The organism is Streptomyces sp. NPDC048734 (genome assembly GCF_043198675.1).
Lineage (GTDB): Bacteria > Actinomycetota > Actinomycetes > Streptomycetales > Streptomycetaceae > Streptomyces.
The window spans coordinates 453439-466196 of record NZ_JBICUZ010000006.1 but is presented as its reverse complement, the minus strand read 5'-3'; the positions used below and the strand labels follow the sequence as shown (position 1 = coordinate 466196).

Below are 12758 nucleotides of genomic sequence, written 5' to 3'. Positions count from 1 at the left end.
GTCGGCGTCAGCACCGGGAGGGAACCGTACGGACGGAACCGTCGCCTCCGCCGGAGCGCGACGCTCCCGCCCTGTCCTCCCCCGCTCCCGTTCCGGGCCGGGTGAGCACCGTCGCGTCGTGCGCCGCCAGGAAGGTCTCCACGGCCGTCGTCCACCCGAAGCGCTCCGCACGCGCGCGTGCCGCCTCGCGCCGCTCCACGGGGGGCCGCGCCAGCAGCCTCTCCACGGCGTCCGCGAACGCGTCCCCGTGATCCGCCGCGGTCGCCCCCGCGGCCCCGATCACCTCGGGCAGCGCCGAGGAGGCGCTGGCGACCACGGGCGTGCCGCAGGCCATGGCCTCCAGCGCGGCGAGCCCGAACGTCTCCGCGGGCCCCGGCGCGAGACACACGTCGGCGCAGGCCTGGAGAGCGCCGAGCAGGCCGCGGTCAAGGACGTGGCCGAGGAAGGCGACCGGCAGCCCGCGTTCCCGGGCCCGCCGTTCGAGCCGGCTCCGCAGCGGCCCGTCGCCGGCCACCACCAGCACCGCGCGTGTGCCACGGCGCACCAGGGACTCGAGCGCGTCCAGCGCCGTGCCGGGGCGCTTCTCCACGGACAGTCGGGTGCACGTCACCAGCAGCGTCTGGTCGTCGCGCGCGTACCGGGCCCGCAGCCGCGTGTCGGCCAGCGCGGGGTGCCGTTCGGCCAGGTCGACGCCGAGCGGCGCCCGCATCACGTTCCGGGCGCCGATGCGCACGAACTCCCGCTCGGCGAACCCGGTCGTGCAGACCACGCGCGCGTAGCTGTGCGCCGTACGGACGTTGAGCGAGTCGGCGGCTCGCCGGGCGGCCCCCTCCGACAGCCCCCACGTGCGCAGCACGCCGTCGGCGGTCTCGTGGGAGACCATGACGGCGGGCACCCGGGCCCGTCGCGCCCACCTGCCGGTCCAGCGCAGCGTCGTACGGTCGCAGACCTCGAGGCGGTCCGGCTCCAGGTGTTCGAGCAGCCGGGCGACCCGCCGCTTGTCGGTGAGGACGCGGTAGCCGCCGGTGCCGGGCAGCAGGGGTCCGGGCAGGGTGATCACCCTGCCCTGTTCGGTGTCGCGGTCGCTCGCCCGGTCGCCCGGCACGACCAGGACCGGTTCGTGTCCGGCGGCGCGGTAGCCCTTGCCCAGTTCGCGCAGCGCCGTGCGCAGTCCGCCCGAGGCGGGCGCGACGAAATTGGCGAGACGGACGATCCGCAGCGGTCCGGCACTCATGCGGCCACCACCGGCCAGCGCGCGGTGAGGACGTCGCCGTAGTGGCCGATCAGCTGGTCGCCGACGGCGGCCCAGGTACGGCCCTCGACCGTGGCCCGTCCGGCGGCCCCGTAGGCCCTCCGGCGCGCCGGGTCGGCGGCCAGGGCGGCCACCGCGTCGCGCACGGCGCCGGCGTCGCGCGGCGGGACGAGCAGGCCGGTGCGCCCGTGGTCGACCAGGTCCAGCGGTCCGCCGGTGGCGGGCGCGACGACCGGGACGCCGCTCGCCATGGCCTCCTGCACGGTCTGGCAGAACGTCTCGAAGGGCCCGGTGTGCGCGAAGACGTCCAGCGAGGCGAAGACGCGGGCGAGTTCGTCGCCGGTGCGGCGGCCGAGGAAGACCGCTTTGGGCAGTGCCTCGGCGAGCCCCGGCCGGGCGGGACCGTCGCCCACCACCACGACGCGCACGCCGGCCAGGCCGCAGACGCCGGAGAGGAGTTCGACCTGCTTCTCGGGGGCGAGTCGCCCGACGTAGCCGACGATCACCTCTCCGTTCGGGGCGAGTTGCCGGCGCAGCGCCTCGTCGCGGAGGTCGGGGCGGAAGCGGACGGCGTCGACGCCGCGCGGCCACAGCCTGACCCGGGGCACGCCGTGCGTGGTCAGGTCGTGCAGGGCCGCGCTGGAGGGGGCGAGAGTGAGGTCGGCGGCGGCGTGCACGGAGCGGATGCGGCGCCAGGCGGCCGCCTCGCCGGCGTGCACGTAGGTGCGGGCGTATCCGGCCAGGTCGGTCTGGTAGACGGCCACGGCGGGGATGCCGAGCCGGGTGGCGGCGGCCATGCCGCGTACGCCGAGGACGAAGGGGCCGGCCAGGTGGACCATGTCGGCCCGGTGGTCGGCGAGGGCCGCGGCGACGCGTCGGCTGGGGAGGGCGACGCGGACCTGGGGGTAGCCCGGAAGCGGGAGGGAGGGGACGCGGACGACGGGACAGGGCGCTTCGGTGTCCGGCGCGGAACCGGCCGCGGTGGCCGGCGCGACGACGAGCGGGAGGTGGCCGCGGTCCACGAGGTGCCGGGCGGTCTGGAGCGCGCAGTGGGCCACGCCGTTGACGTCGGGGGGAAAGGATTCGGTCACGATGACGACACGCATACGGGTGTTGTCGCCACGCAGGACGTGTACGCGTCAAAGTGGATCTTTCCGGAGGCCGAACGTCCCATGAGCGTTGCCCCGCACGCCCGGGCAGGTCAGACGGCGGCCACGCCCGTCTGACCCGCGGGTCGTCCGCCGTTCACCCGGCGGGTACGCCTGTGCCGTCGCTCACATGGCGGAGGCGGCGTCCGGCCCGATCCGGCTGCGTACGGCCGTCTGGACCTCCGCCTCCTCGGCGGGGTCGGCGGCCAGGCGGCGGAGCCGTTCCACGACCCGGGCGTCACCGGTCTCGGCGTGCCGCGCGGCGATCTCGCGGGTGGTCTCCTCGCAGTCCCACAGGCACTCGACGGCGAAGCCGGTGGCGAAGGAGGGGTCGGTGGCGGCGAGCGCGCGGGCGCAGCGCCCGCGCAGATGGGACGAGGCGGTCTCGCGGTAGATGTGGCGCAGCACCGGGGCCGCGCAGGCGATGCCCAGCCGTCCGGCGCCGTCGACCAGGGTCCACAGGGTCGGCGCGTCGCAGCCCTCGCCGCGCACGGCCTCGCGCAGGGCGCCGAGTACCAGGTCGCCGTCACGGACGGTGCCCCGGCAGGCGAGCACCCGCCCGGCCGCGGCGCCGAGGGCGTCGGGCCGGTGGGCCCAGCCGCGGGCCCGGTCGACCGCGGCGCTGCTGCGCATGCGTTCGAAGGCGTCGACGGCGGCCTCCACGACGAACCCGCCGCCCGTCACCACGGCCTGTTCGATCAGGTCTGGGGCCTCGGGGTCGTCGTGATCGGCGAGATAGCGCAGGGCGGTGCACCGGGCCCCCTCGGTGCCGTCCTCGGCAGCCCGCACGATCTCCGCGCGGTCCTCCGGCCCGGCCACTGCGGTGAGGCAGCGGGCGGCGGGGACATGGAGCGCGGCGCCCCGTTCGATGCCTTGCTGGGCCCACTCGAACACGGCCCGCACGCTCCAGCCGGGGCGGGGACCGGTGGGGCTCATCTGCCGCTGCCAGCGGTCGAAGCATCCGGCTTCCTGGGCGGCACGCACGCGTGCGGAGACGTACTCGCGGGGGTCCTCGGCCCACAGCCGCCAGGGCCGGGGCTCGAACGCGTCCCGTACGACGGCGGCCAGTTCGGCCTCCCCCTCGGGGTCGGTGGAGAACCGCGCGAGCACGGGGGCGGCGAGGGCGCGCAGGCCGGCGTCGTCGTCGCGCAGGGCGAGTTCGTCCAGCGCCCAGGCCCAGTTGGAGCCCGAGGCGGCGTACCTGCGCAGCAGGTCGAGGGCGTCCCGCCTGCCGTAGGAGGCGAGGTGGCCGAGGACGGCCAGGCTCAGGCCGGTACGGCTCTCCTCGGTGTCGAAGGCGTCCTCGGCGTCGAAGAGGTGCGCCTCGATCTCGTCGAGGCCGCCGCCCAGGTCGAGGTAGAGACGGGCGTAGTAGAGGGAGCGGTTCTCCACCTGCCAGTCGTGGCGGGGATCGCGCAGCACGCAGTGGTCGAGTGCCGCGAGCGCCTCGGCGCGGGGGGCGGTGAGCGCGTGCAGTGTGCCGTCGCCGCGGCCCCGCTGGAGCAGGCCGAGCAGCGTACCGCTGGGCGCTATGAACGGATCGAACATGGGAAACAGCCTCACATCAAGCGTCGACGCAACCGGGGACGTGCATTACCTGGCCGCGTGACAACACGTCGGGGCGCCCGCCGTTTCCTGCTTGCTGTAAGCCATCTTCCTCTGCCTCTCGTCGGTGGCCCATGCGGACCGCATCACGGCCCGCGCGGTGCGGCAACACCTGCCCGGCCATCGCGTCCGTGAATCACGTCGTCATGATGACTCGGCAGCTCAGCCTGCCGCGACCGAAATTTCCGGCGGCCCTGTACCGCCTCCCCCGTGGTCGTCGTTTTACCTGGTCAGGAACCGCTTCTCACCCGCTCAGGAACCCTCGGCTCACCCCACGCCGAACAGTTCCAGCAGCTCCGTCCTGCCGAACATGCGGGCCGTGTCGACTGCCGAGGGGGTGCCCGCGGCAGGGTCGGCGCCGGCCCCCAGAAGGACGTGGATGACGTCCGTCTCCCCCTTGAAGACGGCACCGGCGAGGGGGGTCTGGCCCCGGTCGTTGATCCGGTCCGCCTCGGCTCCCCGGGCCAGCAGCGCCCGGACCGCCCCGGCGTGGCCGTGGTAGGCGGCGAGCATCACGAGCGAGTCGCCCCGGTCGTTGGTGAGGTCGGCCGGAACGCCCGCGTCGACGTAGGCCACGAGCGCCTCGGTCTGTCCCCGGCGAGCAAGATCGAAGATCTTGGTCGCCAGTTCCACGACCTCGGGGTCGGGGACTTCGGTCATCGGCCGGACCGCCTCTCATTGCAACCGTTCAGGTGAATCGCCAGGGTACTGGCTCCCCGGACACATGGCGCGACCCGCCGGAGGCAACCATCACGGCGGGACCCGTTCGCCGCAACCCCCCTGCTCACGCGGCTCTTCAGAACCTCCGCCACACGGGGGAAATTCGCCTTATTTCACCCAGTTGCACCTTTTATCGTATGGATACATCCTGTGAGCCTGGAAGTACTCATGGTGACTGTCCCCCGTGAACCAGGAGAACCGAAATGATCCTGTCCATCTCAGGCGTGGTCCTGCTCGGCGTCATCGTCTTCCTCTTCTGCCGCAAGGACGGGCTCAAGGCGTCGCACTGCTTCGTCTGCGCCCTGTTCGGCTTCTACCTGGCCAGTACGGCCATCGCCCCGAGCATCAAGGCCGGCGGCGAGAGCCTGGCCAGCATCCTCGGCGGCATCAAGTTCTGAGGCCGTCCGTCCCCCGCCGTCCGTCCCTTCCGTACGCACCTTCAGGAGACAGCAGTGGCCCGGCGCCCCCTCCCCCGCATCCTGAGCACAGGCAGCGCGCAGATCGCCCGGAGCCGGGAGCTGGCCCGGACGGCGGCGGACAGCGCCACCGACATCCTCCACCCGCTGATCACGGTGACCCGCGGTCTGGGCCGGTTGGCCTCGGCCGGGCGGCGCAAGTGGGCCGAGACCCCCAAGGACAGGCGCGGGCCGCTGCTGTTCCTGGTGGCCTCGGTGGTCCTGGTCGTGGCGCTCGTACCGTACGGACCGCTGCTCGCCGTCATCACCGTGATGGCGGCAGCCGCCTGGCAGGGCCGGGACCGCACCCCACCGGTTCCCGACGGCCCCGACGAGTCGCAGATCCAGCGGCTCCAGGCCCTGTACGAAGCCCTGGTGCCGTACTTCTCCACGACGGAGGACCCTTCTCCCCTCTACGCGCACGGCGGCGAGTGGGAGAAGGCCTTCCCGTCCTACGAGTTCGACGGCTCGGGGCGGACCACCCGACTGGAGATCCACTACCCCGCGTACTTCCCGGACGGTGAGGCCGAGGCGCGCGCTCGGGTCGAGCACCTGCTCACGGCCAAGTCCGGCCGGGGGCGGGAGTACCACTTCGACTGGGACGAGGAGGGCAACACGCTCACCGTGTCGGTGCTCGCCCCGCTCCCCACCGACCTCGCCGCCCAGCGCTTCGTGACCGCGCCCGGCGAAACCGTCCTGGGCTTCACCGATCCCTCCCGGGTACAGCGCACGCTCCCGCTCACCCACGGCGAGGAGCGGCGCGACGTCCCGCCGGTCGTCTGGCGCACCGGCATCCGCTCCACCGAGCCCCACCTGTTGGCGGTCGGCCAGCCCGGCAGCGGCACTTCGACCCTGCTGCGCTCCATCGCCCTCCAGGCCCTCCGGTCCGGCGACGTCCTGGTCATCGACGGCGGCGGCACCGGCGAGTACGCCTGCCTGACCGGCCGGGACGGCGTCCTGGGGGTCGAGGTCGGGCTCGCCGGGGCACTGGCCAGTCTGGAGTGGGCGGCACACGAGACCGAGCGCCGTCTGATCGCCGCGAACCGCGCCCGTCAGGAGGGCCACCCGCCGCCGGACGACACCAAGCGCCCCCTGTGGATCCTGCTCGACCGGCCGACGGCGTTCACCCACCTCGCCGACGCCGACGGCCGCAAGGACCCGCAGTCCCTCCTCCAGGCTCCCCTCCGGCACGGCCGCGCGGCCCAGGTCACGGTGGTGGTGGCCGAACAGTTCGACTGCCTGGAGACACTGAGCGAATCCGTACGGCAGCACACGCGCGCGCGGGTCGTCCTCGGGCCCGCCCCCGCCGCCCTGCTGGAGGCGGTCCTGGGCGTCCGGCCGCACACCTCCCCCGCCGAGCACGTCCCGCCGGGGCGCGGTTACGCCCGGCTGGGCAGCGGCCCGGCGCACCGTCTCCAGGTGCCGGCGACTCCTGACCCGTACGACGACGCCACCAGCGACGCGCACCGGCAGGCGGTGCTGGAGCTGCTGCCGCCGCGGACGACACCCGCGGACGGCGAGAAGCTGCCGGTGCCGGCCGAGGCCGTGGCGGCGGAGAGTTCCTGACCGGACCTGTCGCGCGCACACCGACGGGCCGCGGCCGGGTGGTCCCCCACCCGGCCGCCGCCCGTCACGCCACGAACGTGCGGGGGCCCTCACCGCCCGCGGTCCCCCCGCTCTCCACGATCCGGGCGGCCGCGGCCAGCCGCGTCGCCGCCTCGTCCGCCACCGCGCCGCCCACGGTGAACGGCAGCCGCACGAAGCCCTCGAAGGCTCCGTCGACCCCGAACCGGGGCCCGGACGGCACCCGCACCCCGACGCGCTCCCCCGCCTCGGCCAGCCGGGACCCGGAGAGCCCCCCGGCCCGTACCCACAGGGTCAGCCCGCCCTTCGGCACGGCGAACTCCCACGCGGGCAGCTCCCGGCGCACCGCCGCGACCAGCGCGTCCCGGTTGTCCCTGGCCTGTGCGCGGCGCAGGTCCACGGCCTGCTCCCAGCCGCCGGTACTGAAGAGCCAGTTCACGGCCAGCTGCTCCAGGACCGGCGTCCCGAGGTCGGCATAGGCGCGGGCCGCGACCAGGCTGCGGATGACGTCGGGGGCGGCCCGTACCCAGCCGATGCGCATGCCGGCCCAGAAGGCCTTGCTCGCCGAGCCCACGGTGATCACCGTCGACCCGGCGGGGTCGAAGCCGCAGACCTGGCGGGGCATCTCGACGTCGTCGTCGAGCCACAGCTCGGTCATCGTCTCGTCGGCGACCAGCACGGTCCCGGCCGACCGGGCCGCCTCGACGAGCCGACGCCGCTGGTCCTCGTCGGCGAGCGCCCCGGTCGGGTTGTGGAAGTCGGCGACCACGTAGGCGATGCGCGGCGCGGCCTCGCGCAGGACCTGCCGCCAGCGGTCCATGTCCCACCCGGCGAGCCCCTCGGCCATCGCCACGGGCACCAGCCGGGCGCCCGCCTCCCGCATCAGCTGGAGGATGTTGGCGTACGAGGGCGATTCGACGGCGATGCGCTCGCCGCGGCCGCCGAAGAGGTGACAGATGGCGTCGATGGCGCCCATCGCGCCCGTGGTCACCATGATCTGCTCGGGCATCGTCGGGATCCCGCGCCGGGTGTACCTCTCGGCGATCATCGCGCGCAGGGCGGGCAGTCCCGCCGGGTAGTCGCCGTGCGTGTGGGCGTACGGGGGCAGCTCCTCCAGTGCGCCCTGAACGGCCCGGGTGAGCCATGGCTCGGGGGCGGGGAGGGCGGCGCAGCCCAGGTCGATCACCGAGCCGAGGGCCTCGGGCGGCAGGGGTTCCAGCCCGCGCGCGGGCACCGGGTTGCCCGCGGGGACGGACGTCCAGCTTCCGGCGCCGCGCCGGGACTCCAGGAATCCCTCCGCGCGCAGGGCCTCGTAGGCGGCGGCGACGGTGGTACGGCTGACGGACAGGGCCAGGGCCAGTTCGCGTTCGGCGGGCAGGCGCGCGGCGACGGGGACCCGCCCTTCCAGAACGAGCAGCCGGACGCCGTCGGCGAGGGCGCGGTAGGCGGGCGGGCGGCGCGTCCCGGGGCCGGCGGGCCGCTCCTGCTGGGACGTGAGGAGCCGTGCGAGCTGCGCGGCCCCCACCGCCGAGGTCCACTGCGCCATGGATATCAGTCCACCTTCCCGGAATTGGCCATGGATGACCTTTCCTTCCACGTCACAGAGTGACACGCGTCAGTCCACTGCCACCATCAGGGGTCCACTTGTCCGAGCCGCTCCCACCCATCGGCCCGCTCACCCGCCGACTCGTCCAGCTCTACGTCGGCCTCGCGCTCTACGGCGCCAGCTCCGCCCTCCTCGTACGGGCGGGCCTCGGCCTGGAACCCTGGAACGTGCTCCACCAGGGGCTCGCCGAGCGGAGCGGCCTGTCCATCGGCGTCGTGTCGATCGTCGTGGGCGCCGCCGTGCTGCTGTTGTGGATCCCGCTGCGCCAGCGCCCGGGGCTCGGCACCGTCTCCAACGTCTTCGTGGTCGGTCTCGCGATGGACGGCACGCTCGCCCTGGTCCCCGAGACGCACGGCCTGGCCGTGCGGGTACCGCTGCTGGTCGCGGGCATCGTCCTGAACGGCGTGGCCACCGGCCTCTACATCGCGGCGTCCTTCGGTCCGGGGCCGCGCGACGGGCTGATGACGGGGCTGCACCGGCGCACCGGCCGGTCGGTCCGCCTGATGCGGACGGCCGTCGAGATCGCGGTGGTGGCGACCGGTTTCGCCCTCGGGGGCACGATCGGCCCCGGCACCCTGCTGTACGCGGTGTCGATCGGTCCGCTCGCCCAGCTGTTCCTGCGGGTGTTCGCCCTGTCCCCGGCATCCGGCGGCAGCACGGTGGTTGCCGGCGGGTCACCACGGGGAGCGATACTGCGTCCGTGAGCACCCCCGTACGCCACCCCTACCTCGACCACCCGGGTCCCCTCGCGTTCGCACACCGCGGCGGGGCCGCCGGCGGTCTGGAGAACACCGTGGCGCAGTTCCGCCGCGCGGTCGAGGCGGGCTACCGCTACATCGAGACCGACGTCCACACCACCCGGGACGGCAGGCTCGTCGCCTTCCACGACGCGACGCTGGACCGGCTGACCGACGGCACGGGCCGCATCGCCGACCTGCCGTGGGCGGACGTCCGCCGCGCGCGCGTGGGCGGCAGGGAGACGGTCCCGCTGTTCGAGGAGGTGCTGGAGACCTTCCCCGAGGTCCGCTGGAACGTCGACGTGAAGGCCGAACCGGCCCTCCACCCCCTGCTCAACCTGATCGCCCGCGCCAACGCCTGGAACCGCGTCTGCGTCGGCTCCTTCTCCGAGGCCCGCGTCATGCGCGCCCAGCGGCTGGCCGGACCGCGCCTGGCCACGTCGTACGGCACCCGCGGGGTGCTGAACCTGCGGCTGCGGTCCTGGGGCGTGCCCGCGACGGTGCGCCGGTCGGCGGTCGCCGCCCAGGTGCCGGAGGCGCAGTCGGGCATCCAGGTCGTGGACCGGCGTTTCGTGCGTTCCGCCCACGCGCGCGGACTCCAGGTGCATGTGTGGACGATCAACGAGGCGGATCGGATGCACCGGCTCCTGGACCTGGGGGTGGATGGCATCATGACCGATCACATCGACACGTTGCGCCAGGTCATGGTGGACCGGGGCGTCTGGGTCTGATCCCGGCCCCCTGCCCGTTCCGCAGCCGCGCGCGGCATCTTCGGCGGGGAGGCGGGGGCGCGGGTGGGCACCGACACCGTGCGGACGGAGGCGTCCGACGACGCGACCGGGCGGCGGCGCGAACAGCGCGGCTGGTACTTCTACGACTGGGCGTGCTCCGTCTACTCGACGAGCGTGCTCACCGTGTTCCTGGGCCCGTATCTGACGTCCGTCGCCGAGGAGGCCGCCGACCCGGCCGGCTACGTGCATCCGCTGGGCGTGCCGGTCCGCGCGGGCTCCTTCTTCGCGTACTCGGTGTCGCTGTCGGTGATCGCGGCCGTCCTGGTGATGCCGCTGGTGGGCGCGGCAGCCGACCGCACCGGCCGCAAGAAGCCGTTCCTGGGGGCCGCCGCCTACACCGGGGCCGCGGCCACGGCGGGCATGTTCTTCCTCTCCGGCGACCGCTACCTGCTGGGTGGCGTGCTGCTGGTGGTCGCCAACGCCGCCCAGTCCGTCGCGATGATGCTCTACAACTCCTACCTGCCCCAGATCGCCCCGCCCGAGGAACGCGACGCGGTGTCCTCGCGCGGCTGGGCCTTCGGATACGCGGCGGGCTCCCTGGTCCTGGTCGTCAACCTGGTCCTCTATCTCGCCCACGGGTCGTTCGGCGTCTCGGAGTCCACCGCCGTGCGGATCTGCCTGGCCTCGGCGGGCCTGTGGTGGGGCGGCTTCACGCTGATCCCGCTGCTGCGGCTGCGCGACCGCCCGCCGACGGCCGCCTCCGCGGGCACGGCGAGCACCCCGGGTCTGCGCCAACTGGTGGCGACCTTCCGGGACATGCGCCGCCATCCGCTGACTCTCGCCTTCCTGCTGGCCTACCTCGTCTACAACGACGGCATCCAGACGGTGATCTCCCAGGCCTCGGTCTACGGCTCCGAGGAACTCGGTCTCGGCCAGTCCACCCTCATCGGCGCCGTCCTCCTGGTGCAGGTCCTGGCCGTCGCCGGCGCCCTGACGATGGGCCGGCTGTCCCGGATCTACGGCGCGAAGCGCACGATCCTCGGGTCCTTGGTGGCCTGGACGCTGACCCTGGCCGTCGGCTACTTCCTGCCGGCCGGCGCGCCGGTGGGCTTCTTCCTGCTGGCGGCCGCGATCGGCCTGGTGCTCGGCGGCAGCCAGGCCCTGTCGCGCTCCCTCTACTCCCACCTCGTCCCGCCCGGCAAGGAGGCCGAGTACTTCTCCGCGTACGAGGTGAGCGACCGTGGGACGAGCTGGCTCGGCCCGCTGCTGTTCGGGATCACCTACCAGGTGACCGGAAGCTATCGGGACGCGATCATCTCGCTGGTGATCTTCTTCGTCCTCGGTTTCCTGTTGCTGGCGCGGGTTCCGGTACGGCGGGCGATCGCCGACGCGGGCAATCCCGCACCCGAAAGGATTTAGCGCTGGAGACCAAAGGGCGGTAGTGTACGCGTTTGGCCTGCCAGGCGTACCGTTACTGCGCGTCAAAGATACCGAAACGCTGGGTGACATCTCCATTCAGATGTGACAAACCGGGCGCCGGTGGGTACTGCACTGGTTGACAAGGCTGCGGCTACGACGGCGACGCACGACCCGGAACGGGACTCCGAACGGGAATCTTTACCGCCGACCGGACGTTGACCGGATGACGACGACAGCGACACCTGTCCTGTGGGCGACAAGCCCGGGAGGCACGATTCATGAGTGAGCGAGCTCTTCGCGGCACGCGCCTCGTGGTGACCAGCTACGAGACGGACCGCGGCATCGACTTGGCCCCGCGCCAGGCCGTGGAGTACGCATGCGAGAAGGGGCACCGCTTCGAGATGCCCTTCTCGGTGGAGGCGGAGATCCCGCCGGAGTGGGAGTGCAAGGTCTGCGGAGCGCCTGCGCTCCTCGTGGACGGCGACGGCCCTGAGGAGAAGAAGGCCAAGCCCGCGCGTACGCACTGGGACATGCTGATGGAGCGGCGGACCCGGGAGGAACTCGAAGAGGTCCTCGAGGAACGGCTGGCCGTTCTGCGTTCCGGAGCGATGAACCTCGCGGTACATCCTCGGGACAGCCGCAAGTCCGCGTAGTTCTGCGGAGCTGGGGCTGGTTTACAGCGAACGAGAGATGACCGCGGGCGCCGTACGCGACAGTGCGTACGGCGCCCGCGGTCTTTTCGTGCATCACCGACCACGTGGTGACTCACCGCCCACGGGCTCGGCTCACTGCGTCAGCGGGAGACGCTGGTCCTGCATCACCGACCACGTGGTGACTCACCGCCCACGGGCTCGGCTCACTGCGTCAGCGGGGGACGCTGGTCCTGGTGGCCCTCTTCCCGCTCGTCCCTCCTGATCACCTCGCCCTGGACCACCTTTCCGTCCGGGCGGTGCATGCGGACCTGCTGGAAGGCGTCGCCGAGGCTTCCGGGGCCGGCCGCGCGCAGCTTGCGGTCGACCGTGCGTTCCGTGTAGCGGCCGACGGCCTTCTGGACCGGCGGGAGGAGCAGAAGCAGCCCCAGCGCGTCGGAGGCCAGGCCGGGGATCATGAGGAGGAGGCCTCCCAGCATCATCAGGCCGCTGCCCCCGCCCGAGGAGGGGGGCGTGCCGCGCTGGAGCGCCTCGTTGAGGTTCTGGAAGGCGCGTCGGCCCGCCCGCTTGATGACCACGGATCCGAGCAGGAACCCGGCGAGCAGCAGCAGGAAGACGGTGAAACCGCCGGCCGTGCCCGCGACCACGGTCAGCAGCCAGATCTCCAGCACCAGCCACGCGGCGAGCCCCAGCGGCAGGACCGTCCGCAGACGGGAACGCCGGGGCCGGGTGTCGAGGGGCGTGGGAGTCTGAGCGCCAGTCGTCATGCTCCCCAGTGTGCCTGGCCCGGGCTCAGAGCGGCGTAAGGGGCCGATCAGCCGCTCCTGTGCCATCCGCCGGACGGGCCGGTG

The 12758-nt window shown here is 73.4% G+C and carries 12 protein-coding genes; 6 read left to right on the top strand and 6 right to left on the bottom strand.

Going from position 1 to position 12758, the window contains the following annotated elements; translation table 11 throughout:
• Positions 1 to 7: 7 nt before the first annotated feature.
• From ACGFQC_RS19310 to ACGFQC_RS19295, 4 genes are all read right to left on the bottom strand, one after another.
• A complete protein-coding gene (locus ACGFQC_RS19310; protein ID WP_363091438.1) occupies positions 8 to 1234 on the bottom strand; it encodes a glycosyltransferase in 1227 nt (408 codons plus the stop codon).
• The gene (locus ACGFQC_RS19305; protein ID WP_363091437.1) at positions 1231 to 2358 is read right to left on the bottom strand and encodes a glycosyltransferase family 1 protein; all 1128 of its coding nucleotides are present in this window, start codon (positions 2356 to 2358) and stop codon (positions 1231 to 1233) included. Before ACGFQC_RS19305 ends, ACGFQC_RS19310 begins: the two co-directional genes overlap by 4 nt.
• Before the next feature lie 168 nt (positions 2359 to 2526).
• Positions 2527 to 3948, bottom strand: a complete 1422-nt coding sequence (locus ACGFQC_RS19300) for a HEAT repeat domain-containing protein (protein ID WP_363091436.1) — start codon at positions 3946 to 3948, stop codon at positions 2527 to 2529.
• Positions 3949 to 4272: 324 nt separating this feature from the next.
• A complete protein-coding gene (locus ACGFQC_RS19295) occupies positions 4273 to 4665 on the bottom strand; it encodes an ankyrin repeat domain-containing protein (RefSeq protein WP_363091435.1) in 393 nt (130 codons plus the stop codon).
• A gap of 263 nt (positions 4666 to 4928) precedes the next feature.
• On the opposite strand from ACGFQC_RS19295, the gene ACGFQC_RS19290 reads away from it, so the two are divergent.
• Entirely contained in the window at positions 4929 to 5123 is a 195-nt protein-coding gene (locus ACGFQC_RS19290) for a hypothetical protein (RefSeq protein WP_363091434.1), read from the top strand.
• A gap of 54 nt (positions 5124 to 5177) precedes the next feature.
• A complete protein-coding gene (locus ACGFQC_RS19285; protein ID WP_393288400.1) occupies positions 5178 to 6746 on the top strand; it encodes a hypothetical protein in 1569 nt (522 codons plus the stop codon).
• A 64-nt stretch (positions 6747 to 6810) separates the two neighbouring features.
• Here ACGFQC_RS19285 and ACGFQC_RS19280 read toward each other — a convergent pair whose 3' ends face one another.
• Positions 6811 to 8310 (bottom strand): PLP-dependent aminotransferase family protein, encoded by a 1500-nt coding sequence (locus tag ACGFQC_RS19280; protein WP_363091433.1) that lies wholly within the window; start codon positions 8308 to 8310, stop codon positions 6811 to 6813.
• A gap of 98 nt (positions 8311 to 8408) precedes the next feature.
• On the opposite strand from ACGFQC_RS19280, the gene ACGFQC_RS19275 reads away from it, so the two are divergent.
• From ACGFQC_RS19275 to ACGFQC_RS19260, 4 genes are all read left to right on the top strand, one after another.
• Positions 8409 to 9074: a hypothetical protein gene (locus tag ACGFQC_RS19275; protein ID WP_363091432.1), complete on the top strand. Its 666-nt coding sequence runs from the start codon at positions 8409 to 8411 to the stop codon at positions 9072 to 9074.
• Positions 9071 to 9838, top strand: coding sequence for a glycerophosphodiester phosphodiesterase (locus ACGFQC_RS19270; protein WP_363091431.1), 768 nt, complete (start codon positions 9071 to 9073; stop codon positions 9836 to 9838). Before ACGFQC_RS19275 ends, ACGFQC_RS19270 begins: the two co-directional genes overlap by 4 nt.
• A gap of 63 nt (positions 9839 to 9901) precedes the next feature.
• Positions 9902 to 11257 (top strand): MFS transporter, encoded by a 1356-nt coding sequence (locus tag ACGFQC_RS19265; protein ID WP_363091430.1) that lies wholly within the window; start codon positions 9902 to 9904, stop codon positions 11255 to 11257.
• A 278-nt stretch (positions 11258 to 11535) separates the two neighbouring features.
• A complete protein-coding gene (locus ACGFQC_RS19260; protein WP_020128921.1) occupies positions 11536 to 11910 on the top strand; it encodes an RNA polymerase-binding protein RbpA in 375 nt (124 codons plus the stop codon).
• Positions 11911 to 12113: 203 nt separating this feature from the next.
• Here ACGFQC_RS19260 and fxsA read toward each other — a convergent pair whose 3' ends face one another.
• On the bottom strand, positions 12114 to 12674 hold the full coding sequence (gene fxsA / locus ACGFQC_RS19255) for an FxsA family membrane protein (protein ID WP_363091429.1): 561 nt from the start codon (positions 12672 to 12674) through the stop codon (positions 12114 to 12116).
• Positions 12675 to 12758 lie beyond the last annotated feature (84 nt).

What these genes read in the sequence shown, in the direction of transcription:
- ACGFQC_RS19310 (WP_363091438.1), bottom strand. Translation starts at nt 1,234, where the DNA reads ATGAGTGCCGGACCGCTGCGGATCGTCCGTCTCGCCAATTTCGTCGCG.
- ACGFQC_RS19305 (WP_363091437.1), bottom strand. Translation starts at nt 2,358, where the DNA reads ATGCGTGTCGTCATCGTGACCGAATCCTTTCCCCCCGACGTCAACGGC.
- ACGFQC_RS19300 (WP_363091436.1), bottom strand. Translation starts at nt 3,948, where the DNA reads ATGTTCGATCCGTTCATAGCGCCCAGCGGTACGCTGCTCGGCCTGCTC.
- ACGFQC_RS19295 (WP_363091435.1), bottom strand. Translation starts at nt 4,665, where the DNA reads ATGACCGAAGTCCCCGACCCCGAGGTCGTGGAACTGGCGACCAAGATC.
- ACGFQC_RS19290 (WP_363091434.1), top strand. Translation starts at nt 4,929, where the DNA reads ATGATCCTGTCCATCTCAGGCGTGGTCCTGCTCGGCGTCATCGTCTTC.
- ACGFQC_RS19280 (WP_363091433.1), bottom strand. Translation starts at nt 8,310, where the DNA reads ATGGCGCAGTGGACCTCGGCGGTGGGGGCCGCGCAGCTCGCACGGCTC.
- ACGFQC_RS19260 (WP_020128921.1), top strand. Translation starts at nt 11,536, where the DNA reads ATGAGTGAGCGAGCTCTTCGCGGCACGCGCCTCGTGGTGACCAGCTAC.
- fxsA (WP_363091429.1), bottom strand. Translation starts at nt 12,674, where the DNA reads ATGACGACTGGCGCTCAGACTCCCACGCCCCTCGACACCCGGCCCCGG.